Source organism: Flavobacterium jumunjinense (assembly GCF_021650975.2).
Classification (GTDB): Bacteria; Bacteroidota; Bacteroidia; order Flavobacteriales; family Flavobacteriaceae; genus Flavobacterium; species Flavobacterium jumunjinense.
In genome coordinates, this window is record NZ_CP091285.1 from 3,601,203 (window position 1) to 3,625,894 (window position 24,692).

Sequence of the window (24,692 nt, forward strand, 5' to 3'; positions counted from 1 at the left end):
AAGACATATACTAAGGGCTGTTCGTAATTTATCGGACAGCCTTTTTGATTTAAAATATAGTCAGAACTTATATCTTTATGTATTATTTTAAGCTATAGATTTGGCAATACTTATTTAGTTTGTTATTGATAAGATAAAAGAAGTAAAATGGTAATATTTTGCGATTAAGTGCAAATCATTTGATTAGTTAAAAACTATACAAATTAGTAGAAAACCTTTCTAATCTTTTGATCTTTTAGAATGTATTTGGGAGTTGTTAAATAAAAAAATCCACTCATAAAGAGTGGATTCTTAAACAAACTAAACCAAAAGTTTGTGCAACCAATTAAAAGCAATATTGATTTTCGCTAATTAATTTTGCTGCAATTTTTTCACGTAACCTAATTACATTAGGCATATTTGTGTATTTTGTAAAACGTTTTAATCCCATTAACATCATACGTTGTTCATCTCCTTCAGCAAAAGAAACAACACCTTCTTTTCCTTTTTCGTTGATGATATCTACTGCATGATATAAATATAATTGAGCCATTGCAATTTGCTCTTGTACTTTATCAGTACCTTCTTTCTTAGCTAATTTTTCAGTTCTAAGAATTGCACTTTCTGCCATGTAGATTTCAATTAAAATATCAGAAGCAGCCATTAATAACTGTTGGTGATCTTCCAATTGTGGTCCGTATTTTTGAACAGCAGAACCAGCAACCATTAAGAATACTTTCTTAAGTTTTGCAATCATTTCTTTCTCTTCAGCAAATAACTCAGAATAATCTGGTGTATCGAAAGAAGGAATACCCATTAATTCTTCAGCCACAGCCATTGCAGGACCTAATAAATCAACATGACCTTTCATTGCTTTCTTCACTAACATACCAACAGATAACATTCTATTGATTTCGTTAGTTCCTTCATAAATACGTGCAATACGAGCATCTCTCCAAGCACTTTCCATTGGTGCATCTTCAGAGAATCCCATACCACCAAAAATTTGAATTCCTTCATCTGTACAAGATTGTACGTCTTCAGAAACAGCAACTTTTAAGATAGAACATTCAATTGCAAATTCTTCAACACCTTTCAATTCAGCTTCTTGGTGTGTGTTTCCTTCTTGAGTTCTAATATTAATTCTAGTTTCTATATCATGTGCAGCTCTATAAGAAGCACTTTCTCCAACATAAGCATTTGTTGCCATTTCAGCTAATTTTGCCTGAATTGCACCAAAACTAGAAATAGGTGTTTTAAATTGTTGCCTTTCGTTTGCATAATTAACAGCACCAGAAATAGTTCTTCTTTGTGCTTCTAAACAAGCAGCCGCTAATTTGATGCGACCAACGTTTAATGCATTCATTGCTATTTTGAATCCATCACCACGACCTGCTAACATATTTTCTACAGATACTTTAGTTTCATTAAAGAAAACTTGACGAGTAGAAGAGGAGCGAATACCTAATTTATGTTCTTCATCTCCTAAAGAAATTCCATTTGACGGATCATTTTCTACGATGAAACCAGTAATGTTTTTATCATCTTCAATACGAGCGAATACGATAAAAACTTGACAGAAACCTGCGTTTGAAATCCACATTTTTCCACCAGTAATTTTATAATGTGTACCATCTTCAGAAAGTACAGCTTTTGTTTTACCAGAATTAGCATCAGATCCTGCTCCAGGCTCAGTTAAACAGTAAGCACCAAACCACTCACCAGTAGCTAATTTAGATACATATTTTTGTTTTTGCTCTTCTGTACCATATAAAGTAATTGGCATTGTTCCAATTCCAGTATGTGCACCAAATGCAGTAGAGAAAGAACCTGTTGCACCAGAAATGTAATCACAAACTAACATTGTGTTTACAAATCCCATTCCCATTCCACCATAAGCTTCAGGAACAGAGATGCTTAAGAATCCAAGATCACCCGCTTTTTTCATTACTTCTTCAGTAAGCGCATAGTCTTTTTTCTCAAATCTTTCTTTGTTAGGCCATAATTCTTTGTCTACGAATTCTTTAACAGAATCACGCATCATAATTTGCTCTTCAGAAAAATCTTCTGGTGTGAAAATATCTTCACATTTTGTTTCTTTTACAAGGAATTGTCCTCCTCTGATAATATCTGCCATATCTTTTTTATTTTTTAGAGAGAAAAGAAAATAGAGAAAAGAATAAAGACTTGGCTTTAATTAATTCTATTTTCATTTCAGTTTTTATTAATCTATTTTCTATACTCTTTATTCTATGTTCTATTTCAAAAACTCAAAAACACCAGCTGTACCTTGTCCTGTTCCAACACACATGGTTACCATTCCGTATTTTGCATTTCCACGCTTACGCATTTCATCAAACAATTGAACAGATAATTTTGCACCTGTACAACCAAGTGGGTGACCTAATGCAATTGCTCCACCATTTACGTTTACGATATCTGGGTTTAATCCAAGTTCACGAACAACTGCTAATGATTGAGAAGCAAATGCTTCGTTTAATTCGATTAAATCAATATCTGATTGTTTTAAACCAGCTTGTTTTAATACTTTAGGAATTGCTTTAACTGGTCCGATACCCATAATTCTAGGTTCAACACCAGCTGATGCAAAGTTTACTAATCTTGCGATTGGTTCAAGGTTTAATTCTTTTACCATTTCTTCGCTCATTACTAAAACAAATGCAGCTCCATCACTCATTTGTGAAGAGTTTCCAGCTGTTACACTACCGTCAGCTGCAAATACTGGACGTAATTTTGCCAATGCTTCAACAGAAGTTCCAGCTCTTGGTCCTTCATCTTTATTCACTACGTATGAACGTGTTTCTTTTTTGCCGTTTTCGTTAACGAAAGTTTCTTCAACAGTAATTGGAACAATTTGGTCATCAAATCTACCTTCTGCTTGTGCTTTTAAGGCTTTCATATGTGATTTGAATGCAAATTCATCTTGATCTTCACGAGAAACTTTAAATTGATTAGCAACTGCTTCAGCTGTTAACCCCATTCCCCAATAATAATCTTCGTGTCCTGCAGCTGAAACTTTATAATCTGGAGTTGGTTTATAACCACCCATTGGAATATAACTCATACTTTCTGCACCACCTGCAATGATACAATCTGCCATTCCTGATTGAATTTTTGCAGTTGCCATTCCGATAGTTTCAATTCCAGATGCACAATATCTATTTACTGTTACACCTGGTACATCTTCTACTTTTAATCCCATTAAGGAAATTAAACGAGCAACGTTTAAACCTTGTTCTGCCTCTGGCATTGCATTTCCAACCATAACATCGTCAATACGAGTTTTGTCGAAATTAGGCAATTCGTTCATCATGTGTTCAATTGTTTCAGCAGCCAATTCATCTGGTCTTTTGAAACGAAAAACGCCTTTAGGTGCTTTACCAACTGCCGTTCTGTATGCTTTTACTATATATGCTGTTTTCATATTTTTTTAGATAATAGAAGAAAGAGGAAAGAGAAAAGAGTAAATATTAATCTTTTTCTTGGTTCTTTTTTCTTGGTTCTTTTTAGTTTCTTAACGGTTTCCCTTTAGTTAACATGTGTTGGATTCTTTCTAAAGATTTTCTTTCACCTGTAAGTGATAAAAATGCTTCTCTTTCAAGATCTAATAAATATTGCTCTGTTACTAATGTTGGTTCAGATAAGTCTCCACCAGCCATAACGTAAGCTAATTTATTAGCAATTTTCTTATCGTGCTCAGAAATATACTTTCCAGCTTCCATACTATCTGTTCCAACTAAGAACATACCTAAAGCTTGTTTTCCAAGTACTTTAATATCTTTTCTTTTTGGAGCTTGTGTGTATCCTTGTTCAGCCATTTGTAATGCTACTTGTTTTGCAGTAGCAATTTGGCGATCTTTATTTACAACAACTAAGTCTCTACCCTTTTGTAAAACTCCTAAATCGAATGCTTCATGAGCAGAAGTAGCCACTTTAGCCATACCTACTGTTAAGAAATATTCTTGAAGTACATTTAATTCAACATCATTTTTGCGGAATAAATCTGCAGCTCTTAAAGCCATTTCTTTAGAACCACCACCACCAGGGATTACACCAACTCCAAACTCTACTAAACCAATATAGGTTTCAGCAGCAGCAACAGCTCTATCAGCATGCATTGTAAGTTCACAACCACCACCAAGTGTCATTCCGTGAGGAGCAGCAATTACTGGAATTGCAGAGTAACGACAACGCATCATAGTGTCTTGGAACATTTTGATAGCCATGTTCAATTCGTCATATTCTTGCTCTACAGCCATCATGAAAATCATTCCTAAATTTGCTCCTACAGAAAAATTAGATCCTTGATTTCCAATAACTAAACCGTTATATTCTTTTTCAGCAATATCAATTGCTTTATTAATTCCTTGAAGAACACCAGCACCAATAGAATTCATTTTTGAAGTAAATTCTAAATTGATAATTCCGTCTCCTAAATCTGTAATGATAGAATCGCTATTATTCCAAACTTTTTTGCTTTCGCGAATGTTATTTAAGATGATAAATGCATCTTGACCAGGAATTTTTTCTACTTTTTTATTTGTAATAGAGTAGAAGTGAGTTGCACCATCTTTTACAGAATAGAAAGAAATTGTTCCAGAAGCAATCATGTCATTAACCCAAGCTGCAGGTGTGTAACCTTCTGCTTTCATTAATTCAATTCCTTTTTCAACACCGATTGCATCCCAAATTTCGAATGGACCATTTTCCCAACCGAAACCAGCTTTCATAGCATCGTCAATTTTGTAAAAATCTTCAGTGATTTCTGGAATACGGTTTGAACAGTATTGGAACATTGAAGCAAAGTTCTTTCTGTAGAAATCTCCTGCTTTATCTTTTCCTTTTACTAATACTTTGAATCTATCAATAGGTTTGTCTATTGTTTTGGTTAATTCTAAAGTCGCAAAAGAAGCTTTTTTACTCGCTCGATATTCTAATGTATCTAAATCTAAAGTTAAAATCTCTTTACCTTCTTTTTTATAGAAACCTTGTCCTGTTTTACTACCCAACCATTTATTTTCCATCATTGTGTTAACAAATGCAGGTAATTTGAATAAATCATGTGATTCGTCGTTTGGACAATTCTCATAAATTCCATTAGCAACGTGTACTAATGTATCTAAACCAACAACGTCAACCGTCCTAAAAGTAGCTGATTTTGGACGGCCAATAACTGGACCTGTTAATTTGTCAACTTCTTCAACGGTTAACCCCATTTCTTTTACCTGGTGGAATAAACTTTGAATTCCGAAGATTCCAATTCTATTTCCGATAAAAGCAGGAGTATCTTTAGCAATAACCGAAGTTTTTCCTAAGAATTTTTCACCATAACCATTTAAGAAATCTAATACTTCATTTGAAGTTTGTGGACCAGGAATGATTTCGAATAATTTTAAGTAACGTGCTGGATTGAAAAAGTGGGTTCCACAAAAGTGTTTTTGAAAATCTTCACTTCTTCCTTCACTCATGAAATTAATAGGAATACCAGAAGTATTTGAAGTAATTAAAGTACCTGGTTTTCTGAATTTTTCAACTTGTTCAAAAACTAGTTTTTTAATATCTAATCGTTCAACTACAACTTCAATAATCCAATCTACATCTGTTATTTTTTTCATATCATCTGTAGTGTTACCTGTTGTAATTCTATTGGCAAAACTTGGATGATAAATAGGAGAGGGTTTCGATTTTAATGCATGTGTTAAATGATCGTTTACTAAACGATTTCTAACGGCTTTACTCTCTAGAGTTAACCCCTTTTTTTGTTCTACTTCTGTCAATTCTCTTGGAACTATGTCTAAAAGTAAAACTTCAACACCAATATTGGCAAAGTGGCAAGCGATTCCGCTTCCCATAATTCCTGAACCAATAACAGCTACTTTTTTAATATTTCGTTTCATTTTGGTTATAATTTATTTTGTTTTCTTTTCAGTATATATTTGCTTTTCGGCAATTAATTCGTTGATAATTTCTGCAACTTCCATAAAGTGTTGTAATTTTTCATCTGAAACATATTCTTTAATTGTTTCATTAAATTTCAAAACCGTAGTCTTCGAAAGTTCTCTTTTTTCTTTACCTTCTTCGGTTAGATGTATTAATACACCTCTACCATCTGCAGGATTCTTTTGACGATTAATTAGCCCTTTTTCTTCCATTGACTTTAATGTTCTTGTTAAGCTAGTTGCTTCCATTCCCATTTTTGGACCTAAAGTCGTTGAAGGTGTTCCTTTTTCTCTATCTATGCTTAATAATGCAAATCCTGTTGCCATGGTTGCTCCATATTTTGAAGCCTCTTCATTATACATTCTTGATACTGCTTGCCAAGTAGCTCTCAATACATAATCAATTGTTTTGTCTTTCATAAAAAAGAATATAATTTCAAAGATAATAAAAAAATACTATGCATGCATAGTATTTGTTAATTTTTTACATTAATTTTTTATTAAAATAAAAAAGCTCACGAATAACGTGAGCTCAAATATATTAGTTGTATATTTTAGAATATAAATCTTTATACTTTTCAAGTATAATTTTTCTTTTAAGCTTCATTGTAGGAGTTAGGTGTCCAGCTTCAATTGACCAAATTTCTGAAGTTAATTCAAAGCGTTTTACTTTTTCCCAATTTCCAAATTTTTCGTTTGCTTCATCAATTTCTTCTTGAATTCTAGAAATTACTTCTTGGTTTTGTGCAATATCGTTATTAGTTGTACCAATATTAATTTTTTTGCGACTTGCCCAATCTTTTATGAAATCGAAGTTTGGCTGAATTAATGCAGCTGGCATTTTTTGACCTTCACCAATTACCATTATTTGTTCAATGAATCGAGATTGTTTGAATGCGTTTTCTAAAATTTGTGGTGCAACATATTTACCTCCTGAAGTTTTAAACATTTCTTTTTTACGATCTGTAATTTTTAAGAAACCTTCATTGTCTACTTCACCAATATCTCCAGTATGGAAATAACCATTAATTAGAACTTCATTTGTTTTTTCTATGTCTTTATAATAGCCAATCATAACATTTGGTCCTTTATAAAGAATTTCGCCATCATCTGCGATTTTTACTTCACCTTCACTTACCAGTTTACCAACAGTTCCAATTTTAAACCCGTTATCTCTCATATCGTTTACAGATATAACAGGCGAAGTTTCTGTTAAACCATATCCTTCCATTACATTTAATCCAGCTGCATTAAATACTCTAGCGAGTCTTGGTTGCAAAGCTGCACTTCCACAAGCTATCACTTTAATTTCACCACCAAGAGCATCTGCCCATTTCGAGAAAATTAATTTTCTAGCTAATTTTAACTGTTGTTCGTACCACCAACCATTTTGTCCATATGGTTCGTATTTTAGACCTAACTCTACCGCCCAAAAGAAAAGCTTCTTTTTAACTCCAGTTAAATCAGCACCTTTAGCAATAATTTTATCATATACTTTCTCCAATACTCTAGGTACTGCAGTCATTACTTGAGGTTTTACTTCTTTTAAATTATCGCTTAAAGATTCTATAGATTCTGCAAAATAGATACTTACTCCAGTGTATTGGTATAAATAAAGTAGCATTCTTTCATAGATGTGGCAAACAGGTAAAAAACTTAATGCTTTTGTGTCTTTTGGTACAACAGGGAATCTTGGAGCGCAATTGATTGCGTTACTAGCAATGTTTTGATGTGATAACATTACACCTTTAGGTCTTCCAGTTGTCCCAGAAGTATAGATAATAGTAGCTAAATCTGTTGTTACTACACTATCTTTTCTTTTTTCAACTTCATCTTGATTTGAGTTGTCTTCTCCTAATTCTAATAGTTCTTTCCAACTTTTGCATCCTTTTATATCATTGTAAGAATAGACTTCTTTTAGATTAGGAATGTTCTTTCTTACAGATTTTAATTTTTCATACACTTCTTCATCTGAAACAAAGCAATAACTAGCCTCAGAGTGATTCAAAACATATTCATAGTCTTCTGCTGTAATTGTAGGGTATATTGGAACAGTTTGTGCACCAGTTTGCAAAATTCCGATATCACAAATATTCCATTCCGTTCTGTTATTTGTAGAAATAAGTGCAATCTTTTCGTTCTTTTGAATATTCAATCTTAATAAAGCTCTCGAAATTGTGTTTGCTTTATCTAAATATTCTTTTGTAGAAGTTTTAACCCAAACACCGTCATACTTAGTAACTAAAGCATCGGATAAATTATATTTTTCCAATTGGTAATACGGGAAATCAAAAAGACGAGTAATTGTTGGCATAATTTACTTTTTTAATAGTATGCAAATTATAAAATTATTATTAATTAACCAATTATTTATGAATATGTTAATTAATATTATTAAATATTTGATAGTTAATATATTATGCATGCATAATATATTTTTTTTCGTTTTTTTGAATATTTAAAACAGTTAGAAAATTCTCATTTTAAGCGAAATAGGTTTATTTTATTCTAATTCTACAAAATTATTGCAAATATTAAGCTTTGCTATGGAACATAAATGGATTATTTTTAATTTAATGATTATTTAAAAAGCAAATAGGATGTTAAAAGTTATGCTTAAGACATATAATTATTATTTTTGTATCAAATTTTAGAAAGATTAAATGAAGTCATTTTTTAGATTAGAAGAATATAAAGTTTTAGGGTATAGAATATTATTAGCCTATTTATTTTATTTTATTGCGAGAGTCGTCTTTTATATATATAATTATGAGATAGTTGATGTTACATCATTAACTACTTTTTTGAAAATTGCCTATCATGGATTGGCATTTGATACCACAGCTATTTTATATATTAACGGATTGTTTATTTTATTATCAATACTTCCATTTTTTATAAATACGGATAGAAAGTATCAAAATGGACTTTTTTGGCTCTATTTTATTTCAAACTTGAGTCTTTATTCGTTAAATTTTGTAGATTTAATTTACTATAAGTATAATTTCTCTAGATTAACAATGGCTGCTTGGGATATTATTAAACACGAGGAATCAAAAGGGGCAATGGCTTTTCGTTTTTTAATTAGCTATTGGGACGTTTTTCTTTTGTACTTTTTAGTTTGTGTGTTGTGGATTTTTTTATATAAAAGAGTAAAGATCAAAAATAACCTAAGAGTAGAAAAAAAAATCAGTTATGTTGCAAAATCAATACTCGGTGTTTTGGTTGTAGCAACATTATGTATTGGAGGAATTAGAGGAGATTTTAAGAAAAGTACACGACCAATTAATTTAGTTGACGCAAATAGACATGTTGAAAAAATTCAACAAGCTGATTTAGTTTTGAATTCTACTTTTTCATTTTTAAGAACTTTAGGAGTAAAGACATTTAAGAAAACAGATTTTAATATTTCTGATGAAGTAATTGAAGCTAATTTTAAACCTATTAAATTATATAGTTCTAATGATCCTTCTAAACCTAATATTGTTTTAATTATTACAGAAAGTTTAGGTAGAGAATATTGTGGTGCTTTTAATAAAAATGCGAACATTAAAGATTACGTTAGTTACACTCCATTTTTAGATTCATTAGCCAATCATAGTATGATTTATACGAATGCATATGCAAATGGATATAAGTCTATTCACGGAATGTCGTCTATCATTTCAGGAATTCCATCTTTTAAAGATGCTTTTACATCATCACCTTATGCGAAACAAAAAATAGAGTCTTTGGTTTCTTGCTTAAAAGGTAAAGGCTATGATAGTTCGTTTTTTCACGGTGCTCCAAATGGTTCCATGGGATTTTTAGGTTACGGTAATATTTTGGGTTTTGATCACTATTATGGAATGACAGAATATGGAAATGATGCTGATTTTGATGGTTCTTGGGGAATTTGGGATGAACCTTTCATGCAGTTTATGAATACTACAATAAGTAAGAAAGAACAACCTTTTTTTAGTACAATATTCACAGTTAGTTCGCATGAACCTTATGTCGTTCCGGAAAAATATAAAGGAACGTTTCCTAAAGGAAATATAAAAATGCATGAATGTGTTGGTTATACTGATTTTGCTTTCAAGAAATTTTTTGAAGCTGCCAAAAAGGAGCCTTGGTATGATAATACTATTTTCGTAATTACTGCCGATCATTGTAATTTGGTTAATTATATGGAAGATTTTTATCATAATGTAATGAATCGATTAGCTGTTCCTATTTTGATATACAAGCCGAATAGTGATTTAGTTGGTGTGAGTGATGAAATTGCACAGCATATTGACATTTATCCAACAATATTAGATATGATTGGTTATGACAAACCATTTAGGAGTTGGGGAAGAAGTCTTTTAACTAAAGAAAATGATATTGCCCCTTATTTAATTAATTATAATTCGGGTAACTATTATTTTATGAAAGATGGTTATATTTGCGTGTTTGACGGAAATAAAGTGATTGGTTTCTATGATGAGAATGATAAAAAATTATCCAATAATTTAATTTCAAAGCGTAATAAAAAAATGGATGATTTAGAAAAAGGCTGTAAAGGTTTCATTCAAGATTATTTCAATACAATTATAGATAAAAAATTAGCAAAAAATTAGTGTGATGAAAAAGAAAATAATTTATTTAATGCTTTTATTAGGAGCGATTTACGGAGGTAAATATGTTTATGATATGAACATTAATCATAACTTTGAAACAATAACAGAAGGTAAAGTATATAAAAGTGGAGTAATTCCGCCAGAAGAGATTGAAGGGTATGTTAAAAAACATGGTATAAAAAGTATTGTTGATTTGCGTTTTCCTGGAACAGGCGATGATGTTAATAACCCTGAAATTCCTTCAGAGTTATTAGCTGAAAAAGAAGCTGTTGAAAAAATTGAAGGTGTTAATTATTTTAATAATGGTTCCGACCAAGTGCCTCAACAGCATAATTTGGATATGTTTTTCAAGATTATGGACAATCAAGATAATTATCCGGTTTTAATTCATTGTTATCATGGAGTAGGAAGAGCCGAAATGTATTCTGCTATTTATAGAATTGAGTATGAAGGTTGGGATCCGAATGAAGCAAGAACCAGTACAAGATTCCTAACAAAATTCAGTTCGTTTGATATAGGTAAACCAAAAGGAGATTATTTATATAATTATAAGAGTAGAAAAGATAGTTTGAAATAATTATTTCTATAAAACAAAAAAGCGAGACTAATTAATATTGATTAGTCTCGCTTTTTGTTTTTATTAATCAGTGATGCTCTTTTTTAGGGTAGTACTTTTCAATTATGAGAATAGTAATAAAACCAATGAAATAGCATACTAAATCAATCCAAGAAAAAGAAGTTCCAATAACTACCTTAGCTGTTTTTGAATGTTCTAAACCTAGTTTTTGAACAATATTGATGTATTGTAGAAACTCAATGAAAAAGGAAAAGAAGAGTACAAAAAGTGCAATTGAAAAAACTGAAAATTTTAGAAATGTTTTAAAAAAACAAAACAATAAAAGAACTACTAATATATCTCCAACATAAGGACGGATAAAATCATCATTTATATATAAAGCGATTACTACTTCAATTAAGAAAATGAGAATAGTTAAAAGGAAATATCTTTTATTGAAGTATAACATTTTGCATTATAAATTTTTAGTTACTTCGTCATGAATTTTTTCAATATCAACATCAATATTTTGTTGTTTCAGATGTTCTAGCATTACTTTTAAGGTCATAGCATTAATGATTCTATTTTGACGGGTCAATTTTAGCATTTGTAGCATCCAGGAAAAACATACTACTGGAGTAGCAAATGAAAATAACATGAGAAGAAAAGTACTTCCGAAATTTAAATACATTATGAGAAAGTTTAATTATTTTTTATTCAATGTAAAGTAAAGGTTTTTTTTGTTTTTTATAAATTTCAATTTCTTTTTTAAAAAAATCTTCCAAATTAGTAACCTTAAAATCCTTTTTTATTTTTATTTTTAATAAAGATATATCATCATCAGGTGTGCAATTAAGATATTCTAATAGCAAAGGGAGTCCGCCTTTACGATATATGGCATTGCAAATTAATGAACCTAATACATAGGAAATATTTGTTATGTCATCAAGATTTTCTGTATTTTCAAACTCCTCAAAATTAAATTTATTTTCATTTAGATATTTTTCAAATTTATTAACATGATATAGAAGTGGTAAATCTCCAGCTCCTGCATCATTAATATAGCATGACAAACCAATTTTGATATAACTATTGCCATTAGGGAAATGATTGTTTATAACATGTATGATTTCATGCAAATGTATTTCTCCATATGCGGTTGAAGAATAAATAATTTGGTTGTCTTGATCAATAAAACCACATAAATTATTTTGCGAGGAACCAGGAATAAAATAGTCAAATCCGTTAACTTTAAATAAATCATCACAATTTTTTGAAATATAATACCTGTAATTAGGTACCTCTTTTATTTTGAAACTGTCTAATAAATTAGATAAGAAAAGATTGGCTTTTCTGGCATTTTCAATATTGAATGGATGTTCAGGATGGTAAATATATTCTATATTACCAACTTTAGTCCTTATCCAATTGCGTGTATAATGATTGATATAATTTGTTAATTTAAACAAATTATTTTCTTTTTTGATTTTTAAGTTTAATATGGCTAAAGTTGTGATCGTTTTTTCATTATCTGATTCATTTTGGTTTTCCCAATAGAGTAAGCATTTTGCAATATAATAATCTCCTTCTTTTTTTAGGTTTAAAATATTAACATCATAACTAATATCTAATAATGAACCACCTAATGAACTAGAAAAACTAGCAACATCTATTGTCTTAAAGGCTTCAATATCATCTTTACAAAATAGCTCACTAAGTGGTTTGTTTTTGTTGAAATAATCTTGTAAAAAGGTTGTTATTAATTCTTTTTCGGAATTATTCAAATCAAAATTTTGATATACTTTATGTTGAGAAAATATTGAACATGAAATCAAAAATAATAAGATTATGATTTTAGTCATTTTAATGTAAGGTTTTGTATTTGTAAAGGTTTGTTTCTAAGCAAATGATACTAGGTGTTTCTTCCCAATTATAGAAACGTAATAATTGATATGCAACACCAGTTAATCCAATAAACATTCCATTATAATTTAAGTTTCCAGTTTCAGAAACTTTTGGAATTTTATCATTTAATATTTCCAAACTAAGTTTATTAATAAAATTTTCAGATATTGATTCATAGTAATCATTTTGAAGTATTCTACCTGCAGATTTTAAAATTTCAATATTACTTAAGTTCCCATGGCACAAACTAAAATTTAATAAATTTAATGATTTAATGATATTTTCACAAGAATAAACAAGTTCACTTTTCATTGCTTCATTTTTTTCAAAAGACATTAGTAAAATTTTGCTTAAACCTATACCAGCAGATCCATGACACCAAGCAGCCATATCAGCATCTTTTTTATTAAGTCTAAAATCATACCATGAATTTGTATCGTTATCGAAGAGGCTTTTCTCGTAATTAAGTGCTTTTTTTATTGTATTCTTTAACTCTGGAATATCAAAATACATTGAAGCCTTTTTCAAAACAAATAAAATTCCAGAAACACCATGAGAGAATCCGTTTAAATAATTTTCCACAATTGTGTCACCAATTTGCATTTTAAATGACCATGCACATGAATCTCCGAAATCTTTACTATTATCAATGATTAACAATAATATTTTTTTTAAAATTACTTCAATATCATTTTTTAAATTTAATTTTATGAAGTCATGTGATACATAAATATCTATTAACTTGTCCGCTATAGCACTAATACCTTGTAAATAATCGAATTCTTCTATTTCGATTAAATCATCGTTTAAAATGTCTTTAATAAAATTTATATATGTAGTTAAGTTTGATTCAAATTCATCTACTGTCAAATCTTTATAAATATGCAAATCTAAAAGGAGATTAGAAAGAGGGAAGTTGAAAACGGATAATGAAAATGTTTTATAGAATTTGTTTTTAGGAGTTATGAATTTTTCAATTAAGGTTTTGTTTTTTTTACGCAGTAAATTATTTGTATTTCTAAAAATAGGATTTTCCGAATATTGAGATAAGTAATGCAAAAGTATTGATATACCAATTGTTCCATCATATAAATCAGATGAGAGCGGCTGAACTGATATAGAACCATTTGAAGGATTTATAGATTTATGAACCCAATTGATGTCATCACCTATAACTATTGATTCATTAATAAGTCTTAATGCAATTTTTTCAGAAGCCTTGAGGTAATTCTCTTTATTGAATTTAATTTCAGTTTCATTTGTCAATCTAACTAATGTATTGTCAGGGATTGAAATCATACCTCTTTTATCTAATTCCAATTCAATTGTTTTTCTAATTAGCATAGAATTGAAATGAATTATTTCATTATCAAGATTTTTAATCTTAATAAATGTTTTTTTCATGCAATCATTAAAACCAAATTCTTTCTTTTTGAAGATTAAATTTTTATAACCATCATATACAGAGCCTTTTGAGTCTGAATAATAGAAAGGCACATCCAAATTTAAAATTTGTTTTTTTATAGATTCTTTTAATGTTTTTTTAAAATTAGGAAAACTTTTTTTCAATAAAACTTTATACTTCTCTATATCATTAAGATATTCGGGAATCAACATTTCATTAATTAGTGTTGCATATAATTCTGTTGTATTAAATAAAAGGCGAATATAAATTTTTTTACTAAAAAGAGAATTTAATTCTCTCAAGATTTTAGTTTTATTTTTTTGAATTTGTAAAGAAATGTTTTCGAATGATTTTAAAATAGTATCAATATCTTCTCTCTTTATTTCAAAATGCTTGTTGTTTATTATTGGAAGATGTTTATTATCATCATTGTTTTCAACAAAAAAAAGCGCAGAAATCATTCCTGTTTTATCTAAGCTCCCATAAGGTACAGGTAAAATTCCAGAATTGATCACACTAGTATCAAATAATTCATTTATTTTAGATCTATAAATTCCAAAATTTTCAATATTTGGAGAAATTATGCTTTCTGGATCTATTAAGTATATATCATCATTATTTATAATAATATTATCATTAATGAAATCTCTCGAATTTAATATATATGATAAAGATAATAAATGACCTATATTTTTTAGATATGACTCTGAATCAGTAGCATTATGTGTTATATATTTATGCCAAGAGTAAGTGGATTTGGTTAAATTTTGAGGTATTTTTAAATTTAAATTTAAGTTCAGATTCTGTTCTAATATTTTAATAAAAGATTCTGTAAATTTTTCTGTATTGACTTTTCTTGGTTTGTAAATTAATCTATTTCCATCTTCAAATAATAGTATTAAAGTAGATTTCAGATGAGAATGAAAATCACCTTTTCCAAATTCGATTGAGAAAATGACATCATTTGTAATGAAACCTAATTTAATAAGTTCATTTCTATCTTTCTCAAAATCTGTAATTAGTTTTTTAAAATTCTTATATTTTTTTTTATTTATTGTTTTTATTAAGAATTTATAGTAGGGGTATTTTCTATTTAAATAATGTTTGAATTTTTGTGTATTCTTCAGGTCGTTAAATTCAAATGCGTTTTCAATTAAATTATGTTCTAAACATATTTCACTTTCATATTTTAAAATAAATTTAGCAATATCATTTATTGAAGTATTTGTATAATTAATGAAGTCATTTATTATGTTTTCTTTGTATTTTAAATTTTCAATAAAATTAAATTTTTTATGCATATATTAAAAAAGTAAGATGATTTTTAGCAGAAGAGAGTATTGTAATTATGTTTTATAAAATTAAAATAGGCTGTCTAAAGAATTAGACAGCCTTATTAAAATTATTCAAAGCTTAATTCTTTTGGTTTTTTTGGACATATACAGTTACATACTGCAGTGTTGTCACATGTACTACCACTAGCTGTTCTTGTTTTTCCAGAAGCAGCAGCCTCAACTAAACCTCCACTAATTTTAAACATTTGGCTATCATTTAATCTTTTTAGCCCAGAGTTAATCTCAATTTTCAATAATTTTTTCATAAAAATATTTTTTAAATTTATTGTGCTAATTTATTTATTTTTATATAAAAAACAAATAAAAAAATAACTACCTCAAAAAAGAAATAAAATTTTTAATTTTCTCGATAGGGTTGTCTTTTAAAAATTTAATGAAAGCACTTCCAATTATTGCTCCTTTTTGGTGTTCTGTTGCTTCTGTAAATGTTTGTTTGTCTTTAATACCAAAACCAACAATTTGAGGATTTTTTAGATTCATATTTGAAATTCTCTTAAAATACTCTAATTGCTCTGTTCCAAAACCTGATTGACTTCCTGTAACAGCAGCAGTGCTAACCATATAAATAAAACTGTCTGAATGATTGTCAATTTTCAAGATACGCTCATCAGATGTTTGTGGCGTAATTAGAAATATGTTTTTTAGTCCATAACTTTGAAAAATATACTTATAATGTCTTTCATATTCATCAATTGGTAAATCTGGAATAATAAACCCATCAATGCCAATTTCAGAGCATTTTTGACAAAATTTTTCGATTCCAAATTGCATCATCGGATTAAAATAACCCATAATAATTAGTGGAATTTTTACAGTTTCTCTAATTCCTTTTAGTTGTTCAAATAACAACGCAGTAGTCATTCCGTTTTCTATTGCAATTGTTGAACTTTCCTGAATTGTAGGACCATCTGCTAAAGGATCTGAAAAGGGTAATCCAATTTCGATCATGTCGACACCATTTTTTTCTAATTCATGAATGATTTCAACAGTATCATTTAATTTTGGATATCCAGCTGTAAAATAGATGGATAATAATTTTTTATTTTCTTGAAGTTTAGTGTTTATTCTTTTCATTTGTTCATTTATTGTTTCAATTGTATCTATTTAAGTTCTGTAGGTTAAAACTTAAAATAATCGATATAGGTATTCAAATCTTTATCTCCACGACCAGAAAGGTTAATTACAACGATGTCTTCTGGTTTAAATTGTTTTTTATCTAAAACAGCGAAAGCATGTGCCGTTTCTATAGCAGGAATAATTCCTTCCGTTTTTGAAACTTCTAAACCAAATTGCATAGCTTCCTTATCAGTAATTGCAAAAAACTGTGCTCTATTCGTATCATGAAGATGTGCATGAAGAGGACCAACACCTGGATAATCTAATCCTGCTGAAATAGAGTAGGGTTCAGTAATTTGTCCATCTTCTGTTTGCATCAATAAGGTTTTACTTCCATGAATAATTCCAATTTTACCCAAAACCGATGTTGCTGCACTTTCTCCTGAATCTATCCCATGACCAGCAGCTTCTACAGCAATAAGTTTTACATTTACGTTTTCTAAAAACTCATAAAATGCTCCAGCAGCATTACTACCACCACCAACACAAGCAATAACATAATCTGGATTTTCTCTTCCTTCTAATACTTTTAATTGCGATTTTATTTCTTTTGATATTACACTTTGAAATCTAGCAACCATATCTGGATAGGGGTGTGGCCCAACTACAGAACCAATGATATAGAAAGTATCTATTGGATTATTTATCCAATCTCTAATAGCTTCATTAGTTGCATCTTTTAAAGTTTTAGATCCAGAAGTTGCTGGACGAACTTCTGCACCAAGCATTTTCATTCTTGCAACATTTGGAGCTTGTCTTTTAATGTCGATTTCTCCCATATAAACAATGCATTCTAATCCCATTAATGCACAAACTGTTGCTGTTGCTACTCCATGTTGTCCTGCACCAGTTTCGGCAATAATTCTTGTTTTGCCTAGTCTTTTTGCCATTAATATTTGACCAATAGTATTGTTTACTTTATGTGCTCCAGTATGGCAAAGATCTTCTCTTTTTAAATATATTTTAGTATTATATTTTTCAGACAAACGCTTTGCAAAATATAATGGAGTTGGTCTTCCAACATATTGTTGTAGTAAATCATTAAACTCTTCTTGAAAAGAAGGTTCTGCAATGATTTTTAGATAATTTTCTTTTAATTCTTCTACATTTGGAAATAGCATTTCAGGTATGAATGCACCTCCAAATTTTCCGTAGAACCCATCTTCGTCGACAGAATATTTAGTCTTCATATAGTAGTTTTTTTAATCGTCGTAGTTTAGAATAATTTTTATAACCTGTTTTCTTTTCGAATCTGCTATTTACATCGACACCATAGCAATATTTTGCTTTATCTGTACTTAAGAATGCTTTAATTGCATCTACGCTTGTTAGCCCAATTCCACCACTTAAGAAAAATGGTTTTTCTAATTTATAATTGTCTAATAATTCCCAATCGAAGGTTATTCCATTTCCTCCAGGTAATCTTCCTTTTGTATCAAAAAGAAAAATATCGACTCCATCTTGGTATTCATTTAAGTTATCAAAATTAAATGTCTCATCAATTGAAAAAGCTTTTATAACCTCTACATTAAGCTCTTTAATAGATTTACAAAATGTTGGAGATTCATTCCCATGAAGTTGAATAGCATCAAAACTGAATTGCTCCACTCTTTTTGTTATTACTTCAATAGTTTCATTTACAAATACACCCACTTTTTTTATGTTTTTTGGTATTTCAATGATGCTGTCATCACAATATTTTCGTTGTGATTTTTCCCAAAAAATAAATCCTAAATAATTTGGTTTTAATGTGGAAATTTCTTCGATATTATCGGGAAATTTCATGCCACATATTTTAAGTTTAACGTCCATTATGTTATAGTTTTATTAATAAAATCTTTTGCAAATTTACCAGGGTTTTCTGTTCTCATGAAATGTTCTCCCATAAGAAACCCTTGATATCCATATTGCTGTAAGTCTTTAACAGCTTCAACAGTACTAATACCACTTTCTGAAACTTTTACAAATTCGTCTGGAATTTGTTTCGCTAATTCTTTACTGTAATCTAAACTTACATCAAATGTTTTTAAATTCCTATTATTTACACCAATCATGTCTAAGCTTGGCATGATAGATTTTTCTAATTCTTCTAAATTATGAACTTCTAAAAGTACTTCTAAAGCTAAACTTTGAGCAAACTCAGATAGTTGTTTAATTTCTTGATGTGTTAATACTGCTGCAATAAGTAAAATCACATCAGCACCATGTGCTTTCGCTTCTAAAATTTGATACTCATCAACTATAAATTCTTTTCTTAACAAAGGGATATTTACAGATGCTTTAGCTATTATTAAATCATCTAAAGAACCACCAAAATATTTTCCATCTGTTAATACAGAAATCCCACACGCGCCAGCATTTTGATAGCCTAAGACTACATCTTCAACTGAATGACTATTATTTATAGTTGGTTTAGATGGAGAACGTCTTTTATGTTCAGTAATTATACCCGATAGACTATTTTTTAACAATTTACTCATTGAAAGCGTTCGACCATTGAATAATACTGAGGATTCGAGTTGAGAAACTGGAATAATTGATTTTTTAAGTTCAACTTCTCTTTTCTTATCTATAATGATTTTATCTAGGATGTTCATTTTGTGTTTTTTTTACCTCTTCATGCAACGTCTAAAATTATTTATGTCTTGACAGCGCTTGAACGAACTATATTATTGGCTTATTGATATTAATTTATTTAGTTTTTCAAAAGCTTTACCACTAGCTAGACTTTCTTGTGCTTTTGCTAATGCATCTTCATAACTTGAATTTTCAACCGTTTTAATTGCTATAGCAGCATTAACACAGACTACGTTGTTCTGTTCAATATTTCCTTTACCGGAAATTACGGTATGAAAAATTTGTGCAGACTCATCAACAGTATTTCCACCTTTAATTTTTTCTAAATTTATGAGTGGTAACTTGAAATCACTTGGATTTAGTATGTTTTCAGATAAATTTGAAATTATTTTCACATCATCCGTTAAAGACACTTCATCAAAACCACTTAAACCATGTAAAATACTATAGTTTGTGTTTGTATTCTGGTATAAATATGCATACATTCTAGCCAATTCTAAACTAAAAACGCCAACCATTTGATTTTTTGGAAAGGAAGGGTTTACCATTGGACCTAGCATGTTAAAAAAAGTTTTTACTCCAAGTTCCTTACGTATTGGAGCTACATTTTTCATTGCTGGATGAAATAATGGTGCATGAAGTATTGCAATATTTGTTTCTTCTATAGACTTTGTTAGAAAATCACTTTCATTTGTAAATTTTACTCCCATTTTCTCCATTACATTACTAGACCCGGAAATAGATGAAACACCATAATTCCCATGTTTTGCAACTTTTATTCCAGCACCAGCAACAATGAATGAAGCTAAAGTAGAAATATTAAAAGTATCTTTTCCATCTCCACCTGTACCACATAAATCTATTGTGTTATAGTCAGAAAAATCTATTGGAATACATAATTCTAACAAAGCTTCTCTAAAACCAGATAGCTCCTCAATGGTTATGCTTCGCATCATATAAACAGTAAGAAAAGCAGCAATTTGATTATGGTTATAGTTTCCAGAGGATATGTTTACTAATACTTCTTTCGCTTCAGATTTAGAAAGTATTTCGTGATTTATGAGTCGGTTTAATATTGTTTTCATTTTGTAAAGTGTTTCGTTAATAATAATTAGTGTTGTTATAGACTAATTATTAAGCCAATTTTCTAAAATTTGTTTTCCATAAGGTGTTAAAACACTTTCCGGATGATATTGAACACCTTTAACATCATATTCTCGATGTCTTAAAGACATTATTTGCCCATTTTCATCAACAGAAGTAATTTCTAATGTATCGTGCGGAAAATTTTCAGTATCAACAACCCAAGAATGATATCGCCCAACTTCTATTGTATCTGGAATGTTTTTAAACAAGGTATCATCGATACTTTTGGTTACTTTTGTTGCAACTCCATGATATACCTTTTCTAGGTTAATTAATTGTCCACCAAAAACTTCTGCAATTGCTTGCTGGCCAAGACAAACACCAAGCATACTTTTTGATGATGCATATTTTTTAATGACAGCTTTTAATAAGCCTGCTTCATCTGGAATTCCTGGTCCAGGAGAAAGTACTATTTTATCGTATTTCTCTAACTCTTCTAATTCAAATTCATCATTACGGAAAACGGTAACTTCTGCGTTAAGATCTTCTAAATAATGTACCAAGTTATAGGTAAAACTATCATAATTATCTATTACTACTATTTTCATATTTTTTCAATTTCAATGTTGATATTAAAAAACGATATCAACTAATTATTTTTTTTTCAATTTTTTAATGCTAAAATCAATTGCAATTGATTATTTATATTGTTTCAGCTAAATCTAAAGCGTTTTGTAAAGCTCCTAATTTATTGTATACTTCTTGCGTTTCGTTTTCTTCTAAAGAGTTTTCTACAATTCCAGCACCAGCTTGAAAATGTAGTTCATGATTTTTACTTAAAAAACTACGTATCATTATAGCATGATTAAAATTTCCTTCAAAATCCATAAATCCAATTGCACCACCATAAAGTCCTCTATTGGTTGTTTCAATACTTTCAATTAATTCCATTGCTTTGTATTTTGGAGCACCACTTAAAGTTCCTGCTGGAAATGTTCGAGCTACTAAATTCATGAAATTCTCATTATCCTTCAGTTTTCCAGTTACTTTAGAAACTAAATGTATTACGTGTGAAAAGAATTGTACTTCTTTATAATTTTCAACTTGAACATTATTGCAGCTTCTACTTAAATCATTACGAGCCAAGTCAACTAGCATTACATGCTCACTATTTTCTTTTGCATCTTCACCTAATTTCTTTGCTAATTCAGCATCTTTTTCATCGTTTCCAGTACGTTTAAATGTTCCAGCAATAGGATGAATTTCTGCATTTTTATCTTTAATTACTAATTGAGCTTCTGGTGAAGAACCGAAAATTTTAAAATTTCCATAATCAAAATAGAATAGGTAAGGAGATGGGTTGATACTTCTTAAAGCTCTATAAACATTGAATTCGTCTCCTTTAAATGGTTGTGAAAATCGACGAGACAATACCAATTGAAAAACATCACCACGATGACAGTGTTTTTTAGCTAAACTCACATAATCTTTAAATTGATTATCGGTTAAGTTGGAATAACCGTCTCCTGATTTAGTAAATGAAAAAGAAGCAAAATTTTTGGATTGAAGTAGTTGATGAATCTCATCGGTATTATCTGAGTTATCTATGCTATGACAAAATATGTAGGCTTCATTTTTGAAATGATTGATAGCAATAATATTTTGATAGATAGCGTAATATATTTCTGGGATTTTATTTTCTTGTGACTTTTCGGCTATAGTAATGCTTTCAAAATGTTGTATAGCATCATATGATATATAACCAAATAGACCGTTATTAATAAATTTAAATTTAGATTCATCAGCTATGAATTGTTTAGAAAAATTTCCTAATTCATTAACAATATTTACAGATTTATCAATTGGAATAATTTCAGAATAGTTATTTGGAAAAGTTGTTTCAATCTTTTGATTCTCTACTTTGAACGATGCAATAGGATTAAAGCAAATGTATGAAAACGTATTATCGTTTGCATGATAATCGCTACTTTCAAGTAAAATACTATTTGGAAATCGATCTCTTATTTTTAAATAAATACTAACAGGTGTTATAGTATCTGCTAATATTTGTTTGTGTGAAGTGTGTAGTTTATATGTTTTCATTTTATTTGTTTTCTTATTTAATAATTAATTTTAAGCATAAAAAAAAGGCTTGTCGTGATTGACAAGCCTTTTATATGTATTTTGTTTAAATTATACTATAGCAGGATTTGCTCACGACGTTTGACGTAAGTTGTTCCACCACCAAGTATTATTTAAAAATAGTTTCATTTCTCTTTTGTAATTGATATGCAAATATAACGAAAGTTTATTTTTATAAACAAATTTAAAATCAAAAAAGTCCAAAAATAAATTTGGACTTTTTTTTCATAGCAATTATTTATTTGATAATTAGAAGTTTAATGTAACATCTAATTCAAATTCATCATAAATAGTTTTGTCTCCAAGATCATCAAAGAAAGAACCAGAACCGTATTTAATATCATATTTAGCTCTATCAACAATTACTTTTGTAGTAGCAGTATTTCCATTTACTGTAATATCAAATGTAACAGGGTTTGTTTTTCCTTTTATTGTTAGATCAGCAGTAACAGTTGTAACATTATTTCCTTTATCTGTAACTGTTTTGAAAACTAATTTAGCTGTTGGGAATTTTGCTACACCAAAGAAATCATCAGATTTTAAATGTCCGTCTAATTTATCTTTGTAACCTCCTGTTAAATCAGTAGTATTAATTGTAGTCATATCTACAGTAAAATTTCCACCCGCTAATTTATCACCTTTGAATACTAAAGCACCCTCTTTTAACTTGATGTCTCCATTGTGCTGACCTGTTACTTTTTTTCCTAACCATTCTACTTTACTTTTTGCAACATCAACTTTTTTAGTTGTTTGAGCGTTAATAGAGAAAGTAACTAATGCAATTACTGCTAATGCAGCTGTTTTTAAATTTTTCATTTTTTTAAGTGTTTATTATTAGATTGTTTTAAATAATTCTTCGTTTGGTTTGCGAACTTTTAGAAAATGTTGTGTAGCGTCTTCTTCATGACGGTATCCGACTGTTGCAACTAATGATGCATTCAAGCCTAATTCGTTAAGTCCTAAAATATCGTTATATTTTTCTGGTTCAAAACCTTCCATAGGAGTAACATCGATCTTTAAATCTGCAGCAGCATTCATTAAGTTTGCTATAGCTAAATAGGTTTGTTTTGAAGCCCAAATTGCTTTTGATTCTTTAGGAAGTGGAATGATTTTAGATTTCATAAAATCACTATATCCTTTTAAATCTTCCAATTTTAAATTTCTTGTTTTTGCCATATTGTTTAAGTAATCATCTATATGATTTTCTTGAATATCAACAATGTTTGCAAAAACAAATAGGTGAGAGGCATCGACAATTTGTGTTTGTCCCCAAGATGCAGGCTGTAATTGCGCTCTTACTTCTGGATTTTCAATAATTAAAACTTGATACGGTTGCAATCCATAAGAAGATGTACTCAAACGTATTGCTTCTTTTAGATTTTCTAAATCATCATTTGTGATTTTTTTGGTATTATCAAATTTCTTAGTTGCATATCTCCAATTCTGACTTTCTAAAAATGTACTCATATTATATTTCTCTAAGTTTTTCTAATAAATTATTTAATTGTTCTAATTCTTCGTTGGTTAAATTCTTTGTAAAAATAGAGTCATGATCTTCAATTTTTGGATCTAACTCAGTGAGTGTTTTTAATCCCTTTTCTGTAATTTTCACTTCGATTTTTCTTCTATTATTTGGACAAATATTTCGCTCTACCATTTCTTTCAAAAGAAGTTTATCAATTAAACGTGTTGTGTTACTACTTTTTGTAACCATTCTTGAAAGAATGTCTTGCATGTTTAATGGTTTTCCTTTTTGACCTCTCAAAATTCTGAGAACATTATATTGTTCACTCGATATTTCATAGGGTTTTAACAGTTCATGAAATTTGTCTCCAATGAAATTTCTTGTAAAAGTTAAATTTAGCATTACTTTTTTGGTTATACTTAGTTTGACAGTACTTTTTATTTCTTGTTCAATATTCATTTGTATCTACTTTATTTGTGTGTACAAATGTAATACTTTTTGTTATTTGTATATACAACTGTTTGGTAAAATTTTGTTAAAATTTT

Annotated in this window: 22 protein-coding genes; 2 read left to right on the forward strand and 20 right to left on the reverse strand. The window is 29.3% G+C overall.

Annotated elements, in window-relative coordinates; translation table 11 throughout:
* Positions 1–325: 325 nt before the first annotated feature.
* The 5 genes from L2Z92_RS16315 to L2Z92_RS16335 form a co-directional block, all read right to left on the reverse strand.
* Positions 326–2,116 carry an acyl-CoA dehydrogenase family protein gene (locus L2Z92_RS16315; protein ID WP_236455563.1) on the reverse strand — a complete coding sequence of 597 codons (1,791 nt, stop codon included), beginning with the start codon at positions 2,114–2,116 and terminating at the stop codon, positions 326–328.
* 120 nt (positions 2,117–2,236) lie between these two features.
* On the reverse strand, positions 2,237–3,424 hold the full coding sequence (locus L2Z92_RS16320; RefSeq protein WP_236455566.1) for an acetyl-CoA C-acyltransferase: 1,188 nt from the start codon (positions 3,422–3,424) through the stop codon (positions 2,237–2,239).
* A gap of 82 nt (positions 3,425–3,506) precedes the next feature.
* Complete coding sequence (locus L2Z92_RS16325; RefSeq protein WP_236455567.1) at positions 3,507–5,897, reverse strand: 3-hydroxyacyl-CoA dehydrogenase/enoyl-CoA hydratase family protein; 2,391 nt, start codon at positions 5,895–5,897, stop codon at positions 3,507–3,509.
* 12 nt (positions 5,898–5,909) lie between these two features.
* On the reverse strand, positions 5,910–6,359 hold the full coding sequence (locus L2Z92_RS16330; RefSeq protein WP_236455569.1) for a MarR family winged helix-turn-helix transcriptional regulator: 450 nt from the start codon (positions 6,357–6,359) through the stop codon (positions 5,910–5,912).
* A gap of 121 nt (positions 6,360–6,480) precedes the next feature.
* Positions 6,481–8,253 (reverse strand): AMP-dependent synthetase/ligase, encoded by a 1,773-nt coding sequence (locus L2Z92_RS16335; RefSeq protein ID WP_236455571.1) that lies wholly within the window; start codon positions 8,251–8,253, stop codon positions 6,481–6,483.
* Between the two features lie 349 nt (positions 8,254–8,602).
* On the opposite strand from L2Z92_RS16335, the gene L2Z92_RS16340 reads away from it, so the two are divergent.
* Both L2Z92_RS16340 and L2Z92_RS16345 read left to right on the forward strand, forming a co-directional pair.
* Entirely contained in the window at positions 8,603–10,540 is a 1,938-nt protein-coding gene (locus L2Z92_RS16340) for an LTA synthase family protein (RefSeq protein ID WP_236455573.1), read from the forward strand.
* A gap of 4 nt (positions 10,541–10,544) precedes the next feature.
* Complete coding sequence (locus L2Z92_RS16345; protein ID WP_236455575.1) at positions 10,545–11,117, forward strand: dual specificity protein phosphatase family protein; 573 nt, start codon at positions 10,545–10,547, stop codon at positions 11,115–11,117.
* 67 nt (positions 11,118–11,184) lie between these two features.
* On the opposite strand, the gene L2Z92_RS16350 is transcribed toward L2Z92_RS16345, so the two are convergent.
* The 15 genes from L2Z92_RS16350 to L2Z92_RS16420 form a co-directional block, all read right to left on the reverse strand.
* Positions 11,185–11,565, reverse strand: a complete 381-nt coding sequence (locus L2Z92_RS16350; protein WP_236455576.1) for a ribosomal maturation YjgA family protein — start codon at positions 11,563–11,565, stop codon at positions 11,185–11,187.
* Positions 11,566–11,571: 6 nt separating this feature from the next.
* Positions 11,572–11,703, reverse strand: coding sequence for a hypothetical protein (locus L2Z92_RS16355; protein ID WP_262912983.1), 132 nt, complete (start codon positions 11,701–11,703; stop codon positions 11,572–11,574).
* A 106-nt stretch (positions 11,704–11,809) separates the two neighbouring features.
* Positions 11,810–12,958 carry a hypothetical protein gene (locus L2Z92_RS16360; protein WP_236455577.1) on the reverse strand — a complete coding sequence of 383 codons (1,149 nt, stop codon included), beginning with the start codon at positions 12,956–12,958 and terminating at the stop codon, positions 11,810–11,812.
* 1 nt (position 12,959) lies between these two features.
* Entirely contained in the window at positions 12,960–15,707 is a 2,748-nt protein-coding gene (locus L2Z92_RS16365) for a DUF4135 domain-containing protein (protein ID WP_236455578.1), read from the reverse strand.
* Positions 15,708–15,808: 101 nt separating this feature from the next.
* Positions 15,809–16,006 carry a hypothetical protein gene (locus tag L2Z92_RS16370; protein WP_236455579.1) on the reverse strand — a complete coding sequence of 66 codons (198 nt, stop codon included), beginning with the start codon at positions 16,004–16,006 and terminating at the stop codon, positions 15,809–15,811.
* Positions 16,007–16,073: 67 nt separating this feature from the next.
* Complete coding sequence (gene trpA, locus L2Z92_RS16375; RefSeq protein ID WP_236455580.1) at positions 16,074–16,835, reverse strand: tryptophan synthase subunit alpha; 762 nt, start codon at positions 16,833–16,835, stop codon at positions 16,074–16,076.
* A 44-nt stretch (positions 16,836–16,879) separates the two neighbouring features.
* The gene (gene trpB, locus L2Z92_RS16380) at positions 16,880–18,067 is read right to left on the reverse strand and encodes a tryptophan synthase subunit beta (protein ID WP_236455581.1); all 1,188 of its coding nucleotides are present in this window, start codon (positions 18,065–18,067) and stop codon (positions 16,880–16,882) included.
* Complete coding sequence (locus L2Z92_RS16385) at positions 18,057–18,689, reverse strand: phosphoribosylanthranilate isomerase (protein ID WP_264554445.1); 633 nt, start codon at positions 18,687–18,689, stop codon at positions 18,057–18,059. Before L2Z92_RS16385 ends, trpB begins: the two co-directional genes overlap by 11 nt.
* Positions 18,689–19,474 (reverse strand): indole-3-glycerol phosphate synthase TrpC, encoded by a 786-nt coding sequence (trpC, locus tag L2Z92_RS16390; RefSeq protein ID WP_236455583.1) that lies wholly within the window; start codon positions 19,472–19,474, stop codon positions 18,689–18,691. The genes L2Z92_RS16385 and trpC overlap by 1 nt, the downstream gene beginning before the upstream one ends.
* A gap of 72 nt (positions 19,475–19,546) precedes the next feature.
* Positions 19,547–20,539, reverse strand: a complete 993-nt coding sequence (gene trpD / locus L2Z92_RS16395) for an anthranilate phosphoribosyltransferase (protein WP_236455584.1) — start codon at positions 20,537–20,539, stop codon at positions 19,547–19,549.
* A gap of 42 nt (positions 20,540–20,581) precedes the next feature.
* Entirely contained in the window at positions 20,582–21,148 is a 567-nt protein-coding gene (locus L2Z92_RS16400; RefSeq protein ID WP_236455585.1) for an anthranilate synthase component II, read from the reverse strand.
* 94 nt (positions 21,149–21,242) lie between these two features.
* A complete protein-coding gene (locus L2Z92_RS16405; protein ID WP_236455586.1) occupies positions 21,243–22,643 on the reverse strand; it encodes an anthranilate synthase component I family protein in 1,401 nt (466 codons plus the stop codon).
* 288 nt (positions 22,644–22,931) lie between these two features.
* A complete protein-coding gene (locus L2Z92_RS16410; protein WP_236455587.1) occupies positions 22,932–23,498 on the reverse strand; it encodes a YceI family protein in 567 nt (188 codons plus the stop codon).
* Between the two features lie 18 nt (positions 23,499–23,516).
* Entirely contained in the window at positions 23,517–24,149 is a 633-nt protein-coding gene (locus tag L2Z92_RS16415) for an NAD(P)H-dependent oxidoreductase (protein ID WP_236455588.1), read from the reverse strand.
* 1 nt (position 24,150) lies between these two features.
* On the reverse strand, positions 24,151–24,606 hold the full coding sequence (locus L2Z92_RS16420; protein WP_236455589.1) for a MarR family winged helix-turn-helix transcriptional regulator: 456 nt from the start codon (positions 24,604–24,606) through the stop codon (positions 24,151–24,153).
* Positions 24,607–24,692 lie beyond the last annotated feature (86 nt).